This is a genomic window from Caballeronia zhejiangensis (assembly GCF_000698575.1).
Taxonomy (GTDB): domain Bacteria; phylum Pseudomonadota; class Gammaproteobacteria; order Burkholderiales; family Burkholderiaceae; genus Caballeronia; species Caballeronia zhejiangensis.
Genome location: NZ_JFHD01000024.1, coordinates 84,905 through 100,839, shown reverse-complemented (window position 1 = coordinate 100,839; position 15,935 = coordinate 84,905). Strand labels below are relative to the sequence as shown.

The 15,935-nt window shown below is 61.7% G+C and carries 17 protein-coding genes and 1 pseudogene; 8 read left to right on the top strand and 10 right to left on the bottom strand.

Annotated features, from left to right (window positions below):
• Nucleotides 1–695, top strand: a 695-nt coding sequence (locus BG60_RS25190; protein WP_034473167.1) for a beta-ketoacyl synthase chain length factor, incomplete at its 5' end; no start/stop codon positions are given.
• Nucleotides 695–1,147: an ApeP family dehydratase gene (locus BG60_RS25185; RefSeq protein WP_008348304.1), complete on the top strand. Its 453-nt coding sequence runs from the start codon at nucleotides 695–697 to the stop codon at nucleotides 1,145–1,147. The genes BG60_RS25190 and BG60_RS25185, both read left to right, overlap by 1 nt.
• Here BG60_RS25185 and BG60_RS25180 read toward each other — a convergent pair.
• The 3 genes from BG60_RS25180 to BG60_RS25170 form a co-directional block, all read right to left on the bottom strand.
• Nucleotides 1,120–1,887, bottom strand: coding sequence for a class I SAM-dependent methyltransferase (locus BG60_RS25180; protein WP_008348306.1), 768 nt, complete (start codon nucleotides 1,885–1,887; stop codon nucleotides 1,120–1,122). The two genes, BG60_RS25185 and BG60_RS25180, sit on opposite strands and share 28 nt — an antisense overlap.
• Before the next feature lie 34 nt (nucleotides 1,888–1,921).
• Entirely contained in the window at nucleotides 1,922–2,521 is a 600-nt protein-coding gene (locus BG60_RS25175; protein ID WP_008348307.1) for a LysE family translocator, read from the bottom strand.
• Nucleotides 2,522–2,627: 106 nt separating this feature from the next.
• Nucleotides 2,628–3,209: a flavin reductase family protein gene (locus BG60_RS25170; RefSeq protein WP_008348308.1), complete on the bottom strand. Its 582-nt coding sequence runs from the start codon at nucleotides 3,207–3,209 to the stop codon at nucleotides 2,628–2,630.
• 121 nt (nucleotides 3,210–3,330) lie between these two features.
• Here BG60_RS25170 and BG60_RS25165 point away from each other — a divergent pair, with 121 nt between their 5' ends.
• The 3 genes from BG60_RS25165 (at nucleotide 3,331) to BG60_RS25155 (ending at nucleotide 6,783) form a co-directional block, all read left to right on the top strand.
• The gene (locus BG60_RS25165) at nucleotides 3,331–4,104 is read left to right on the top strand and encodes a PadR family transcriptional regulator (RefSeq protein WP_404989957.1); all 774 of its coding nucleotides are present in this window, start codon (nucleotides 3,331–3,333) and stop codon (nucleotides 4,102–4,104) included.
• Nucleotides 4,105–4,117: 13 nt separating this feature from the next.
• Nucleotides 4,118–4,948, top strand: a complete 831-nt coding sequence (locus BG60_RS25160) for a siderophore-interacting protein (RefSeq protein ID WP_008348310.1) — start codon at nucleotides 4,118–4,120, stop codon at nucleotides 4,946–4,948.
• Nucleotides 4,949–5,025: 77 nt separating this feature from the next.
• Complete coding sequence (locus BG60_RS25155; RefSeq protein ID WP_008348311.1) at nucleotides 5,026–6,783, top strand: IlvD/Edd family dehydratase; 1,758 nt, start codon at nucleotides 5,026–5,028, stop codon at nucleotides 6,781–6,783.
• Nucleotides 6,784–6,815: 32 nt separating this feature from the next.
• Here the strand turns inward: BG60_RS25155 and BG60_RS37145 are convergent, their stop codons facing one another.
• From BG60_RS37145 to BG60_RS39980, 3 genes are all read right to left on the bottom strand, one after another.
• Nucleotides 6,816–7,589, bottom strand: coding sequence for a L,D-transpeptidase (locus tag BG60_RS37145; protein ID WP_075583551.1), 774 nt, complete (start codon nucleotides 7,587–7,589; stop codon nucleotides 6,816–6,818).
• Nucleotides 7,590–7,771: 182 nt separating this feature from the next.
• Complete coding sequence (locus BG60_RS25145) at nucleotides 7,772–8,272, bottom strand: universal stress protein (RefSeq protein WP_008348313.1); 501 nt, start codon at nucleotides 8,270–8,272, stop codon at nucleotides 7,772–7,774.
• A gap of 15 nt (nucleotides 8,273–8,287) precedes the next feature.
• Nucleotides 8,288–8,416 carry a hypothetical protein gene (locus BG60_RS39980; protein WP_268811658.1) on the bottom strand — a complete coding sequence of 43 codons (129 nt, stop codon included), beginning with the start codon at nucleotides 8,414–8,416 and terminating at the stop codon, nucleotides 8,288–8,290.
• Between BG60_RS39980 and BG60_RS25140 the strand changes: the two genes are divergently transcribed.
• Together BG60_RS25140 and BG60_RS25135 are read left to right on the top strand one after the other, a co-directional pair.
• Nucleotides 8,417–9,700 (top strand): LysR family transcriptional regulator, encoded by a 1,284-nt coding sequence (locus BG60_RS25140; protein WP_008348314.1) that lies wholly within the window; start codon nucleotides 8,417–8,419, stop codon nucleotides 9,698–9,700.
• Nucleotides 9,701–9,818: 118 nt separating this feature from the next.
• Complete coding sequence (locus tag BG60_RS25135) at nucleotides 9,819–10,484, top strand: O-methyltransferase (RefSeq protein WP_008348315.1); 666 nt, start codon at nucleotides 9,819–9,821, stop codon at nucleotides 10,482–10,484.
• Nucleotides 10,485–10,533: 49 nt separating this feature from the next.
• On the opposite strand, the pseudogene BG60_RS25130 reads toward BG60_RS25135, so the two are convergent.
• A pseudogene (locus BG60_RS25130) lies at nucleotides 10,534–12,110 on the bottom strand (SulP family inorganic anion transporter).
• A gap of 82 nt (nucleotides 12,111–12,192) precedes the next feature.
• The gene (locus tag BG60_RS25125) at nucleotides 12,193–12,840 is read right to left on the bottom strand and encodes a carbonic anhydrase (protein WP_033536219.1); all 648 of its coding nucleotides are present in this window, start codon (nucleotides 12,838–12,840) and stop codon (nucleotides 12,193–12,195) included.
• Nucleotides 12,841–13,099: 259 nt separating this feature from the next.
• Between BG60_RS25125 and BG60_RS25120 the strand changes: the two genes are divergently transcribed.
• Entirely contained in the window at nucleotides 13,100–13,927 is an 828-nt protein-coding gene (locus BG60_RS25120; RefSeq protein WP_081851882.1) for an alpha/beta fold hydrolase, read from the top strand.
• Nucleotide 13,928: 1 nt separating this feature from the next.
• On the opposite strand, the gene BG60_RS25115 is transcribed toward BG60_RS25120, so the two are convergent.
• Complete coding sequence (locus BG60_RS25115; RefSeq protein WP_008348319.1) at nucleotides 13,929–14,783, bottom strand: polysaccharide deacetylase family protein; 855 nt, start codon at nucleotides 14,781–14,783, stop codon at nucleotides 13,929–13,931.
• Complete coding sequence (locus tag BG60_RS25110) at nucleotides 14,780–15,865, bottom strand: glycosyltransferase (protein WP_033536220.1); 1,086 nt, start codon at nucleotides 15,863–15,865, stop codon at nucleotides 14,780–14,782. The genes BG60_RS25115 and BG60_RS25110 overlap by 4 nt, the downstream gene beginning before the upstream one ends.
• Between the last annotated feature and the right edge of the window lie 70 nt (nucleotides 15,866–15,935).

Genomic DNA, 15,935 nt, shown 5'->3' with positions numbered 1-15,935 from the left:
ACGCCGCTCAAACCGTGCTGCCCGCGCCCGCCGGTCTGCCGCCGGCCGAACGCCGCCGCACCGGGCCGGTCGTGCGCGCGGCGCTCGCTGCCGCGCACGAAGCGGTCGCGCAGAGCGGCCGCGACGCCGCGACGCTCGCCGCCGTGTTCGCGGCATCCGGCGGCGATGGCGGGAATTTCCACGCGATCTGCGAAACCCTCGCGAGCGCCGAACCGCAGCTCTCGCCGACGCGCTTCCACAACTCGGTCCACAACGCGCCCGCGGGCTACTGGAGCATCGCGACGCGCGCAATGGCCGCATCGAACGTGCTGTGCGCGTACGACGGCAGCTTCGCGGCCGGCTTGCTGGAAAGCCTCGCGCAAGTGAGCGTCGATGGCGCCGCGACGCTGCTCGTCGCCTACGACACGGACTATCCCGAGCCGTTGCGCCAAGTGCGTCCCATCGTCGATGCGTTCGGCGTCGCGCTGGTGCTCGCGCCGCATGAGAGCGATCGGACGCTCGGGCGCATCGAAGCGCATCTGTCGGACGAGGACGCTTCCGCTTTCGCCGATGCCGATCTCGAAGCGCTGCGCCTGTCGAATCCCGCCGCGCGCGCGCTGCCGTTGCTCGACGCGCTGGCGCATCGGCGGGCGGCGAACGTCGTGCTGGATTATCTCGACGGCACGCAGCTCGCCGTGAGCGTCGAGCCGTCATGATGTTCGGCCGCGACTGGATCGCCGCGCGCATTCCGCATAGCGGCTCCATGTGTCTGCTGGATGGCGTCGTCGCGTGGGATGCAAAGCGCATCCGCTGCACCGCGACGAGTCATGTTTCGCCGGATAATCCTTTGCGCTCGAAGGGACGTCTCGCGTCGGTATGCGGCATCGAATACGCGGCGCAGGCGATGGCGGCGCATGGCGCGCTCGTCGCATCGAACGAAGCGAGACCGCGCGTCGGGATGCTGACCAGCGTGCGTGGCGTGGAAACGCACATCGACCGGCTCGACACGCTCGACGCCCCGCTCGATATCGAAGCCCAACGCATGGGCGGCGACGACAACACCGTGCTCTACCGCTTCACCGTTCACTGCGCAGGCCGGCTGCTGCTGAGCGGCCGCGCTGCGGTGATTCTCGACGCCGCTCAGCGCGCCGGTTTCGTCGCGCAATAAGCGGAAAAGATGCCGAGCTCGACGTCGCGGCGCACGTCGATGAAACCGGCGCGCTCGATCGCGGCGATCACATCGGCGGGCGGCACGCAGGCCTCGATCGTGTCCCAGTAATAGCGCATCAACTCGACGCTTTCCCCTTTCTTGCCGACGATGCGCGCGATCGTCGGCACGACGCCGCGCATATAGAACTTCAGTGCAGCGATGCCGATACCATGCCCGGGCCGCGTGATTTCCAGCACGCAGAGCCGTCCGCCGGGCGCGAGCACGCGGAAGTATTCGTCGAAGGCCTTCGAAAGATCGCTTACATGACGCAGCGCGAAGCCCATGCTCAGAAAATCGTAGGCGGCGTTCTCGCACGGCAGATCTTCCGCCGTGCCGATGCGCGTTTGCACGCCGATCGGCAGATGCGCCTCGCCGACCATGCCCGGACTCGGATCGACGCCCGTCACGAGCGCCGGATCGCCGGTGATCGCGACCGCTTCCCTCGTGACGAGCCCCGTTCCCATGCCGACATCGAGCACGCGCATGCCACGCGCGAGTCCCGCCGATCGCAGCGCGCGATTTCGATACCACGAACCGGAACCGAGCGCCATCACGCGTTCGATCGCGTCGTAGTCGGATGCGGTGCGGTCGAAGATGCCGCGCAGCCAGACGCGCCTTTTCGATTCGTCGGCGTAGTAGGAGGTGAGCGGCTCGTGCGGAACTTTCTTGTCGAGGGGATCGCGCCGATGAGAGGTCATTCAGTCTCCAGATTTCGCTGTTCGTTTTATCGCTTCAGTGAAGCGCCGTCCACGCAAGCGCGATGGAGAACGTGGCCAGCACGATCGATGCCCCGCGCTGAACGCGCTCGGGACTCAGCCACGCGAGACGCCCGGTGCCGAGCGCCGCGCCGAAGGTGATCCACAGAAAGCCGATCGGAATCAGCGCGGCGGCGAAGATCGACATCGTCTGAAGATAAACGACGGCATTGCCGAAGGCGCTGGCCGGAAAGATCGCGCTCGCGAAGAGCATCGCCTTTGGATTGAGCAATGTGGTGACGAAGAGGGTGCGCATGCCGACCGTCTTTTGCGCGGACGTCGGCAGGGAGACGGCGGTGCGCCACATCAGGACGGCGAGATAGGCGATGTAGACGCTGCACGCGACGCGCAGAAATGTCGGGAGCCAGGTGAGAAAGCCGGCCGCGTGCGTGACGAGATAGCCCCAGACGGAAATTGCGATGAGGTAGCCGGCGAGCTCGGCGGCCATGAGCGGCGTGGCGCGCCTGACGCCGCGACGCAAGCCCGCGGTCGCGAGCAGTGTGTTGGTCGGTCCGGGCGTGATCAGGATGATGACGATGCCGAGCAAAAGGAGCGCGGCCTGGGAGCTCGAATGCATGGAACGGTTTTGAATATTGGATGCAACGTGCTTAATACCATAATTCGATGCCGTTTCTGCCGCGCGGCAAGGTTTGCTAGCCGTGTCCAGGGGCGCATCGACGGCGTCAGCGCGCAAGCGGCTTCGCCTGCTCCATCGACGACGCGCGCACGAACTTCCCCGCGCCGAGATGGTGAATCGTGTGTAGCGGCTGATTCGATTCGTCGATGATCCAGTGGCCGTCGACGAACACGCGCGAATCGGCAGCGGCTGCGACGACTTCGGCAAAACAGGTGTCGTAGGCGTCTTCCGTGTGCTTCTCGTCGATCAGCCTGCATTCGAGCCAAGCCGCGCAATTCGTTTCGATGAGCGGCAGACCGAGCACCGGCCCTTCCACGATGTCGATTCCGAAGGCCTCGAACTTGTCGATCTCGCGCCCGCTCGTCGAGCCGACGGCGTACGTGAGATCGATCATCGCCGCACCCGGCACGACGATGCCGAACGTGCCGCTCGCGGCGGCGAGCTCGCGCGTGTAGGTGCGCTTGTCGATCACGACGGCGATGCGCGGCGGCGTGAACTCCACCGGCATCGACCAGGCGGCGGCCATCACGTTGCGGCGCGCGCCGTGCGCGCTGGTGACGAGAACGGTCGGACCGTGGTTGATAAGGCGGCTGGCGTGCTCCAGCTTGACGGGACGGAAATGGCTCATGGATTTATGTGTGCAAAAGACAATGCGGGCCATTGTATGCGGCGTTCAAAATGCGCGCGTCCGCCGATCGATCCTAAGAAGATCTTCTTGACAGACACTCTTACGATATATATCTTTAGATATGTTTTACGACATATCTGGAGTGTTCCCTATGAAATCCCGCTGCTTTCAACGTGCGCGTGACGGCGGTTTCCGCGCATTCGGCTTTGATGGTTCTGCGTTCGACGCCCCAGAGGGGCACGAACGATTCGCTTTCGAACGTTGGGGAATGATCGGCCGTCATCGCCATGGCGGCGGCGGTCGCTTCGGCGGCGGCCCCGGTGGCATGGGCGGCATGGGTGGCATGGGCGGGTTCGGCGGCGAAGACGGCATGCCGCGCGGCCGCAAGTTCTCGTCGGACGACTTGCAACTGTTGCTGCTCGCAATGCTCGCCGAAGCACCGCGTCATGGTTATGAACTCATCAAGGCGCTCGAAGACCGCTCTAACGGCTTCTACGCGCCGAGTCCCGGCATGGTCTATCCGGCGCTCACCTATCTCGAAGAGCTCGGTTATGCGACCGTCGAGCTGGAAGGCAACCGCAAGCGCTATGCCCTTTCCGACGCGGGCCGCGAATACCTCGCATCCAATCGCGAACGCGTGGACATCATGCTCGCGAAGCTCACGCATTTCGCCCGCAAGATGGATCTCGTGCGCCGCGCGTACATGGGCGAAGAAGTCGATGACGCCGCCGCCGACAACGGCTGGGCGCCCGAGCTGATCGCCGCTCGCCGCGCGCTGAAGAAGGCGCTGCTCTTGCGCACCGACGCATCGCAGGAAGAACAACGCCGCATCGCCGCGATCCTCGCGCGCGCGACGGCCGAAATCGAACAAAACCCGGCGCCGAAGCAGGCGTAAGGAGCCAAAGACGATGACCGATTCCATCCTGCAAGACCGGCCCGATCTCGAAGTCACGCGTGTGCGCCACGCGCTCAAGTTTCGGCTGCTGAAAGTCACGCGCGTCCAGGCGCTCAATCCGCACTTCGTGCGCGTGACCTTCACGGGTGACTCGCTCGACGATTTCGTCAGCGCATCGTTCGACGATCACGTCAAGCTGTTTTTCCCCGCGCCGGGCGAGACCCTGCCCGCGCTGCCGCAAGCGGGTCCGAACGGTCCCGAGTTCGATCCGGCCAAACCGCGTCCGATTGCGCGCGATTTCACGCCGCGTCGTTTCGACCGTGATGCGCGCGAGCTCGATATCGAATTTGCACTCCACGAAGCCGGTCCCGCAACGGCCTGGGCCGCGCAGGCCGCGCCCGGTCAGCATCTCGGTATCGGTGGACCGCGCGGTTCGTTCGTCATCCCAACTAACTTCGACTGGCATCTGATGATCGGCGATGAAACCGCGCTGCCCGCCATCGCGCGTCGTCTCGAAGAACTGCCCGAAGGCACGCGCGTCGCGACGCTCATCGAAGTGGCCGATCCTTCCGCGCGCATCGAATTCGACACGCGCGCCGATCTGTACGCGCAATGGCGTTATCGCAACGAAAGCTCACATCCCGGCGGCGCGTTGCTGCTCGCCCTTCGCGAAACCTATGTGCCCGATGGCGAAGGCTATGTGTGGGCGGCGGGCGAAGCCACGCTCATGCGCGAAGTGCGCAAGCTGCTATGCGACGAACGCGGCATCGACAAGAAACGCATTCGCGCTTCGGCTTACTGGAAACGCGGCGAACAAGGCGTGCACGAAACGATCGACGGTTGATTCGTGATCGCCCGACGATAAACCGGTGATAATCGAGGCACGGAGACGTTCAACGCTTATCACACGGCAGGGCGACCATGACCGACACGTTCAAGAAAAAGTCCGATGACGAACCCGCGCAACCGAGCGGCCTGCGCAAATCGCTGACGAGCTATGGCGACAATGGCTTCTCGCTTTTTCTGCGCAAGGCGTTTATCAAGGGCGCGGGTTATACCGATAGTGCGCTCGATCGGCCCGTCATCGGCATCGTCGATACGGGCAGCGCGTATAACCCGTGTCATGGCAATGCGCCGCAACTCATCGAAGCCGTCAAACGCGGCGTGATGCTCGCGGGCGGCTTGCCGATGGATTTCCCGACCATATCGATCGCCGAATCGTTCTCGCAACCGACGAGCATGTATCTGCGCAATCTGATGTCGATCGACACCGAAGAGATGATCCGCGCGCAACCGATGGACGCGGTCGTGCTGATCGGCGGATGCGACAAGACCGTGCCCGCGCAGTTGATGGGCGCGGCATCGGCGGGCATTCCCGCGATTCAACTCATCACCGGCTCGATGCTTACGGGAGCCCATCGCGGCGAGCGCGTCGGCGCATGCACCGATTGCCGGCGCTATTGGGGCCGCTTTCGCGCGGAGGAGATCGACGAAGCGGAAATCGCAGTGGTGAACAATCAACTCGTCGCGAGCGTGGGGACATGTTCCGTGATGGGCACGGCGAGCACGATGGCGTGCATCGCCGAAGCGCTCGGCATGACCGTGCCAGGCGGCGCCTCGCCGCCTGCGGTGACGTCGGATCGTATGCGCGTTGCCGAGCTCACTGGCACGCAGGCCGTGCAGATGGCGCGCGAGAATCTCACCATCGACAGGATCCTCACGGCTCAAGCATTCGAGAACGCAATGCGCGTGCTGCTCGCGATAGGCGGTTCGACGAACGGCATCGTGCATCTAACGGCGATCGCGGGACGCATGGGTTATGACATCGATCTGCAAGCGCTCGATCGCATGGGACGCGAGACTCCCGTGCTCGTCGATCTGAAGCCGTCCGGATCGCATTACATGGAGGACTTTCACAAGGCCGGCGGCATGGCTACGCTGTTGCGCGAAATGAAGCCGCTATTGAACCTGAACGCGCTGACGGTGACGGGCCGCACGCTCGGCGAAGAGATCGATGCTGCGGGCCCCGCTTTCGCGCAGAATGTCGTGCGCCCCTTCGACAAGCCGATCTATCCGCAAGGCGGTATCGCGGTGCTGGACGGCAATCTCGCGCCGGGCGGCGCGATCATCAAGCAATCGGCGGCGAATGCGAAGTTGATGGAACACGAAGGGCGCGCGGTCGTGTTCGAGAACGGCGCCGATCTCGCGGCACGCATCGATTCGGATGATCTCGATGTCACGCCCGACGATATCCTCGTGCTTAAGAACATCGGGCCGAAGGGTGCGCCGGGCATGCCCGAAGCGGGTTATATCCCTATCCCGCGCAAGCTCGCGGTAAAGGGCGTCAAGGATATCGTCCGCATCTCGGATGGACGCATGAGCGGTACTGCGTTCGGCACCATCGTGTTGCACGTGACGCCTGAAGCGGCGGTGGGCGGTCCGCTCGCGCATGTTCGAACGGGCGACCGCATTCGCCTGAGCGTGTCGAAACGCGAGATCAGTCTGCTCATCAGCGATGAAGAACTCGCAGCGCGCGCTAAAGGATCGCCGGTCACGATTCCCACTGCGGATCGCGGTTATCGCAAGCTGTTCTATGACACCGTCACCCAGGCGGACAAAGGCGTCGACTTCGACTTTCTTCGAGCTACGCAGACCCGCGGGGTGATACCGCGCCGATAGGCTCGAAAGGCCACTTGAGCGTGGCCTTTTTTTCAACCGGGACTCGATCCGTCAGCCACGGCTTCCGAAGGATCTTTGGAACTGCGATAGACATACACTTGCGTGCCCACAGGACTTGTCTCCCACAGTCGCTGCATGACTGCCTCTGATCCTACTCCCATGCAGCCATGGCTGGCGCCCTCATATCCTTGGTTCTGAAAATCGTATGAGAGGTGGAAGGCCTGACCGGAGTGCTTGTCTTGATCCTTGTCCCATGCAATGAACATCGCATAGGGCATGGGCGTTCCATAGGCCTTTGAAATGTGATGGCGGCTCTTGAAAGCTATGCGTCCGCGACCTTCGCCTGTGGCATATCGCGCACCGCGGGCATCGCCGGGACGCACATAATACGACCACTGCGCTATGCCATTTTTATAAACCGTTGCGGTGAAAGTCGTCTTATCGACACAAATGATGTGCTTGGCTTTGGAGCAAATGGAAGGCACCGTCGTGGATGCGGGTGTCGGTGCCCTATCGAAGCTGAAACCATCCGGGACGACGGGGCCGGCCGTCTTTCCATCGTGAGGTTCAATGGCTGGATTCGCAGCATACGATGCACTGGCCTGAGCCTGAATCACCTCGATTGCATCGACTACGGACAGCCCTTTCAAGGGATCCGAAGCGAGCACCGGGCTCGACGCGACCGCTTCCATCGATACATTTGCCGCCGCGTCAGAAGGCATGACATTGACGCTTGCGGCTAGCGCGCCTAACGCCAGCACAGCCACGACACCTACAGCCAGCCATTTCCAACGGCGCTGGCCCAAACAGAAACTACGCACTCCCTATCCCTCTTAAAACGAAGTCGTCGCAAAAATTGAAGCGATGCGATTATCAACGCTCTCCGAGGGGTTGTCGATCAGCCACTTCTGGTTGTACCGCGACATATCGCAGCACGCGTTTCTCTACGCGTGGGTGAAACGGTTTCCGCTACCGTCGCATAAGCGCATCAGGCGTGATGCGTTTGCAACGCCGCGCCGCGAATTTCCATCACGTCCGCCGAATCAGCGACGCATACGGTTGCGATCAGCACTTCCCGATTCGTATGGCGGCACACCACGTTACGAACACGGTCCATGCCGAAGCTGAAGACGCCGCGCTTCCTTGCACCGAGCACGACGAGATCCGCATCGAGGCGATTGGCTTCATCGGCGATGATGCGGCCGACGCTGCGCCCGTCTCGCGGCAACGTGCGCGTTTGCCAGTCCGCATCGATGCCCGCACGCCGAAGCATCTTCTCGCTGCTGCCGCGAATCAAGAGCGCGAGCTGATTCACGAGCGCGGGCAGGTCCGATAGACATTCCATCTGCCATCCCGCCCACCACGGCGACGATTCGATCACATGCAGCACGGTCAGACGCGCGTTGTTTTCGCGCGCCCGCGCAATCGCGGTCGACAGAGCGGCTTCGCTGAAACTCGGGCTCACTGCGACGAGGATATGTTGATACATGGCGCAACCCTCCGATCAATCGATGACATCCATCGCTCTATGCATGACATCATGATCGGCGACGACAATTAGGGGAAAGTGAGCGCGAAGCGCACGAGCCTGTACGATGCGATAAATCAAACTGATGGCATCGGGCACCTTCATATGGACAATCGGGAACTGCTCAATCTCGCGTATCTGCGCGCATTTCGGCTCGTCGCGCAAACGGGCAGCGCCACGCGCGCCGCCGCGGCACTGTTCCGCGCGCAATCGGCGGTCACACGCTCGCTGCAGGAACTCGAAGCGGCGGTCGGGGAAACTTTATTGGAGCGTCGTCCGTCGGGCATGTTGCCCACGCCTGCGGGACGCGCTGTGCTGTTGCGCTGCCAGCGCATCTTCGCCGAACTCGAAGAACTGGCGCAGTGGTGCGCCACGCGCCAGTCACGGCGTCGGACCGCGACAGGCGGCACGCTCCCGGCCTTTCTGCTCAATACACGGCGGCTTCAGTTGTTCTCGGCACTCGCGCGCCATCGTCACATGCCGAGCGCAGCGCAGACGTTGGGGCTCAGTCAACCGGCCGTCAGCAGCGCGATCCGGATCATGGAGACCGGCGCTGGTATGCAACTGTTTTATCGCAGTCCGCGCGGGTTGCTGCTCACCAGCGAAGGCGAAACTTTCGTGCTGCATGTGCGGCGCGCGCTGAACGAACTGCGCCACATTCCTGATGATCTCGCGGCGCTGCGCGGCACGATTCAAGGTTATGTCACGGTCGGCGCGCTGCCGCTTGGCAGAACGTTGATCCTGCCTGGCGCGATCGCGCGCGTTGCCGCGCAATATCCAGGCGTGCGCGTCGTGACGGATGAGAGCTCGTATGAAACGCTGGTCGCGGGACTGCGTGCCGGCGATATCGATTTCGTGCTCGGCGCGTTGCGTCAGAACGATGCGTCGAGCGGACTCGTCAATGAGCGCCTCATGTCGGAAGATATCGTAGTGATCGCGCGTCGCGGGCATCCGCTTGCAGCGCGAAGTGGCCTGACGCTCAAGGAGCTGATCGCTGCGCAATGGATTCTGCCGCGTAGCCAGGCACCCGCGCGCGGAATGTTCGAAGCGCAGTTCAAACGATGGAAACTGAAACCGCCGATGCCGACCGTCGAGACCGCCGATCTCGCGGTCATTCGCGGGCTCCTGATGCATACCGACATGCTCGCTGCCGTATCCGCACAACAACTGCACTACGAATGCGAGTCGGGTCAGCTAACCGTAATGGACATTCCGCTGCAAGCCACGCGCCGCGAGATCGGGCTTACGATGCGCGCAGGCGGCACGCCCTCGCCGGCCGCGCGTGCATTGATCGACGCAATCCGCTTGACCGTCGATCAACTCGGGCATGAGTTGCGGCGCGAGTCGCGCAGTATCGTCAAGACAGTCGGCGCAAATGTGTCACCTTGATTGCGAACTGCTTTCAAGGTCATCTGAATTGTTTATCGCGCAGACGCGTTTTGTACTGGGCTCCATTCGTGTTGTATCGTTCGAGAGAACGCGATAACCGCAACGGCAAGGAGATGCCATGAACGAACAGCAATGGCTTGCGATGGACGAATACTTGTGCGATCGAACGCAAACGCCGGACGCCGCACTCGAAGCCGCATTGAAATCCAGCGCGGACGAAGGGCTGCCTGCGATCAACGTCGCGCCAAACCAGGGCAAGCTGCTGCAGATGCTCGCGCAGTTGCGCGGCGCGCGACGCATTCTCGAACTCGGCACGCTCGGCGGCTACAGCACGATCTGGCTCGCGCGTGCCCTGCCTGCGGACGGTACGCTCATCACGCTCGAAGCCGTCGAGCACCATGCTTCCGTCGCGCGCAAGAACATTGAACGCGCCGGATTGTCGGGCGTTGCGTCGGTGATTGTCGGCGACGCTGTGGATACGCTCGAATCATTCGTGCGGGACGGCATTCCGCCTTTCGATTTCATCTTTCTCGACGCCGACAAGAAAAGTTATCCCGCCTATTTGCGCCTCGTGTTGCGCCTGAGCCGGCCCGGCACGGTGATCGTCGCGGACAACGTGATTCGCAGTGGCCGCGTGGCGGACGTCGGCAGCGCCGACCCGGACGTCATCGGCGTGCGCAAGTTCTTCGACATGCTCGCAGCCGATACCCACGTGACGTCCACGGCGATTCAAACGGTCGGCAGCAAAGGGTGGGACGGATTCTCGATCTCGATCGTCTCGTGAACGGCGCCCGAAACGGTTGGTGCATCGAGACGCCTCGTTCGACTTCCTCTTACTCCGACGACATCTCCTGCCTGCGCAAGCCGAGCCATCTGCCTCGCAATGCGGGCGCACCACTTTGCGAGCGAAGGTGCGGCAGCTTCCTGCATTCGACATGCATGTCGCGCGAAGCCGCCGCGGCCACGAACCTGTCGATCTCCTCGCGCACGTCGGGGTCGATATAGTCCGCGCGTGAAGCGTCGAAGATCACCGTCGCGCCGTCGGGTATCGTGCGCAGATGATGTTTCAGCGTGACCTTGCCAAGAAATGAAACGTCTTTTCTGAACGACACCAGATAGTGATCGTCGTGCTGCGCAATCGTAATGGGACGGCTGAGGTTCGCGCGCATGGCAAGCAGAAGACTGCATGCAATGCCGAGCAAAATGCCCATCAGCAGATCGGTCAACAGCACGCCGGCAATCGTTGCGATGAACGGCACGAAGCGCTCGATGCCCTGTTTCGCGACCGCTGCGAACAACGAAGGCTTGGCGAGCTTGAGACCCGTGAAGATCAGGATCGCCGCGAGACAGGCCAGCGGAATCAGGTTGATGACGCTCGTCAGCGCGAACACGCTCACGAGTAGCAATGCGCCATGCATGAACGACGACCATCGGCTCTGCGCGCCCGCATGCACGTTCGCCGAACTGCGCACGATGACGGAAGTTATCGGCAGCGCGCCAATCGACCTGCCATCATATTGCCGATGCCCTGCGCTTTCAGCTCGCGATCCGGATGCGCCGCGCGCTTCTTGGGATCGAGTTGCTCGACAGCTTCGAGGCTCAGCAGCGTTTCGAGGCTTGCGACGATAGCAAGCGTGAATGCGAGCCGCCATACATCGGGGTTCGCGAACTGCGAGAAGTTCGGCAATTCGAGCGCATTCGTGAACGCGGTGAACGACTCCAGCGACGGCAGCGCGACGCGATGTTGCGCGGGCGGTGCGAAGCCAGGCGCGAACAGATCGAGCAGCAGAGTCGCACCGATGCCGAACGCGACCACTGCGAGCGGCGCGGGCACGGCGCGCACGAGCGCAAAGCGACGCATCGAGCGTGTTTCCCAGCCTGCGAGCATCGCAAGCGAGACTACGGCGACAATGCACGCCGCTGCGGATATCGGACCGAAGGGCGTGTCGAGCATGCCCGGACCGTTCGCTGCAGGCGCGCCTGCATTCGCGAATCCCGCAGCAAGCGGAATCTGCTTGATGACGAGCAATAGGCCAATAGCCGCGAGCATGCCTTTGATAACCGACGAAGGCACATAGGCCGCGAAGCGCCCCGCTTTCAACATGCCGAAGCCGAATTGAATCGCGCCTGAAAGCAGCACCGCGAGCAGAAACGCGGAGAAGCTGCCAAGCCCGGCGATGCCATCGACGACGATGACGATCAAGCCCGCGGCAGGGCCGCTCGCGCTCAATTGCGAGCCACTCAGCAACGCGACGACGAGGCCGCCGATAATGCCCGACAGCAGACCGGCGAACGGCTCCACGCCGGATGCATTGGCGATGCCGAGACACAAGGGCATCGCGACGAGAAACACGACAGTGCCCGCGAACATGTCTCGCGGAAAAGTGGCTAGACGGTTATTCGAGTTCATGATTTTTTTCGAACGAGTTGGGTCCTGCGAATGTCGCGAAAGCGACCTCGCATCGATAAGCGATCGTTAGAAATGAGCGGGCTTAGGCGGCCCGAAGCGATGTGACCTGCGCGCTCGCAATGTCGCGACTTTCGCTCTCTTCGGCGTAGCCCGAAGCGAGCACTTTGATGAGCCCGTCGTGCAGGCCGAAGATCCAGCCATGAACGCGTGGCGGCACGTCGTGCTCTCGCACGATGGCGTGTTCTCGCAAAAGCCGCACTTGTTCGAGCACGTTCAGTTCGGCGAGTCGATTTGCGCGCGCGTCGAGCTCGCCGAATGAATCGAGTTCGTGCCGATGCCGTTCGCCCAGCGCGCACAGCGGCGCGATCCGGCGATTCACATGCGGCAGGTCGCTCGATTTCGGCAGGAGCGAGGCGCGCACGCCACCGCATCCGTAATGGCCGCAAACGATTACGTGATCGACCTTCAAAACGCGCACCGCGTATTCGAGCACGCTCAACGTGTTGTCATCGGATGGAGAAAAAAGGTTAGCGATGTTGCGATGTACGAAGAGGTCGCCAGGATTGGCGTTCGTCACAGTCTCGGCGGGCACGCGGCTATCCGCGCAGCCTATCCACAGCACTTTAGGGCTCTGTCCTTGGGCGAGACGCGGAAAAAATTGCGCGTCGGCGTGCGCGGTCTCGCGTGCCCAGGCAATGTTTTCCAGAAGCATTCGTTTCGGTCGATTCATGCAGATCTCTCCAGAACGGGCGCGCCATAGTTGCACACGCAAGTATTCGAATAAGGGCCGCATCTGCGTTGCAGTGCAGCGAGATTCTTACGAATAACTTTCGCAGAAAAAGTTCAGCGCTGTCCAGAGAAAAAAACAGACAAATAAATTTATTTTTGAAAGATCGCGCAGGACCAATGATGTATTCGCCAGTCGGGTTCAAAGCTGCAGGCGCGCCGTCTGATAATCTTTGTACTTCACGCTCAGCATTCGCAAACAGATGACCGACCCTGCAGCAAGCATCGACACGACGCGCTTCGTCGAACTGAATGGCGCCGCTTCCTCGGTGCGCATCGAATATCAGTGGCTGAATCCGGAGCGCGCCGATGCGCCTATCGCAGTGTTCCTGCATGAAGGACTGGGCTCGATCGCGCTATGGAAAGGCTGGCCGCAAATGCTTTGCGATCGCCTGAACTGCAGGGGACTCGTCTATTCGCGGCCAGGTTATGGCCGATCCACGCCACGGCGCGCCGAAGAAAAGTGGCCGGTCGAGTTTCTGCATCTGCAAGCGCAAAAAGTATTGCCCGCATTGCTCGATGCGCTCCACATCGACGCACGGGAACGTGCGCGCATGTGGCTCGTCGGGCATAGCGATGGCGGCACGATCGCCCTGCTCTACGCCCGCGCATTTCCCGAATCGCTTGCCGGTCTCGCCGTCCTCGCTCCGCATTTGTTCGTGGAACCGATGACCGTGGAAGGCATCACAAAGGCGCGTGAAATGTATGAAACGACGTCGTTCCGAGAAAAGCTCGAGGCTTATCACGACGATGTGGATTCAGCCTTTTACGGATGGAACGATGCGTGGCTGAATCCCGCGTTCTTGCATTGGGACATCACGGAACAAATATCGTCGATCAAACGGCCATTGCTCGCCATTCAAGGCCAGGACGACGAATATGCGTCGATGCTGCAACTCGACAAGATCGCGGCGGCTGTCGGGCACGCGCAGCTCGTCAAGCTCCCGCAGTGCCGCCACTCGCCGCATCGCGATGCGACCGATGCAGTGAACGATGCGATCGCCGCTTTCGTGCGAACGCATCAGCAGTGAATCAGCGTTTGATCTTCAGATAAGCTCGGCTTATCGCGGGCCGCGTATGCACCCATAAACGCGATGCCAGCCACGAAGCCGGCCGGTCGCGCACTTCGAGCCGCTTGATCGTGCGTTCGGTATCGTCGGATGCAGCGCGATCCAGCGGATTCGCGCCGACGTTCGTTCCGGTGTGGCATGTGTAGAAGTGCCTGAATCCCGCATTCAACGCGACTTCCCGATAGTCGTCGTCGTAGTAACCTTGCGGCCAACACAGATGATCGGATACTTCGCCGAGGCGCGTGCGCAGTGCGCCACGCGCGGCGCTCAGATCGTTCTGCAACGCCTTGCGTTTCTTGTCGCGCGAACCCGCAACCTGATCCCAGCGCACATGAGAATGCGTATGGCTATGAAATTCGAACGTGCCGGCTTCACGCATCGCTTCGATTTCGGACCAGCGCAGGATCACATCATCGGCGTATCCATTTTCGATTGCGCGCTCCCCCGCACGATGATCGAGCAATCTCGGCATCGTTGCCAAGTTGTCCGATGCATTCGGACGAACGCCGCCTTCGCCGGGCCAACTGCTGACAAGAAAGCACAGCGCCGTAAAATCATGGCGCTTCAATACCGGATGCGCGTGCACCCAGTTGTCCAGATAACCATCGTCGAAAGTGATGACAAGCGATTTCGCGGGCACGTCCTCGCCGCTCAGAAAACCTGCGAGTTGCGCCGCGCCGATGGTGCGATAACCCGCGCGCGCAAGGTAGTCCATTTGCGCGGCGAAGTTATCGGGCGTCACTGTGATCATGCCGGGCGATGTGCTGACGTGGTGGTACATCAGCACGGGAACGGCGCGTGCATACTTCGCGCTCATCTGCGATGACCTCGTTCGTGCAATGCGCGCTGATAGAAGCTGGCCGTTTCGTCCGCCATATCGCTTACGGTGAAGCCACGTTCGGTGATGCGAAGGCTCTCGTCGCGCAGACGCTGGCGCAACGCCGGATCGTCGATCATGCGGACAATCGCCGCACGCAATGCAACGGGATCGTGCGGCGGCACGAGCAGTCCATTCACGTTGTCTTCGATCAGTTCCGGCACGCCATCGACATGCGTGCCGATGACCGGCAATCCCGCCGCCATCGCTTCGATGAAAGCCTGGCCCAGCGCTTCTTGATGCGTGGGAAGAACGAATAGATCGGAACCGCGAAAGATATTGGGGATATCGGTGCGAAAGCCCAGCAGGTGAATGCGATCGGCGAGGCCGAAGCTATCGACGATTCCCTTGATGCGTTCGAACAAAGGACCATCGCCCGCCATCACAACATGCAGGTTGGGATGCGTGTCGACGAGCGGGCGCACTGCCGCAATAAGATCTTCATGTCCCTTCTTGTCGCGCATGATCGCGACCATGCACGCAACGAATGCGTCCTCACCGAGACCGAGTTCCGCGCGCAACGTCGAATGCGAGACATGCTGAGGTTTCGGAATGCCATCGTAAATAGTCTGCACGCGCTTCTCCGCAACACCCGCCGAAATCAGATAGCGGCGCACGTAATGACTCACGGCGATCACGCGATGCGGAAGCCATGTATAAGTTGCGAGCGACGAGATGGGCAATGCCAGATGCCGCGTACGCACGATGAGCGGCGTGCGCGCCAGCCGCCCTGCGGCGCCGGCAACGAGACTGTCGTGGCCACTATGCGTGTTGAGCACGTCGAACGCGCGGCGACGCAGAAGCGCTTTGATGGCCAGAATCGATCGCATGTCGCCGCCACTGCGCATGCGCGCGTGGTGAACGGCGAACCCAAGTTCGGCGCAACGTTGCCCGAGCCGCGCATCGCTCGGGCAAATCAGCTCGACGGTATGGCCGCTTTCGCGCAACGCGACCATCTCCTTCAACGTCCGTATTTCTTGACCGCCCCATCCCTTCGAGGACTCGCTATGTAGGATCTTCAAACGCCTGGTCTCCACGTCCGACACATTCCTGTCGGAAATATTTCGTAATATTCACATTACCTTACTGGCC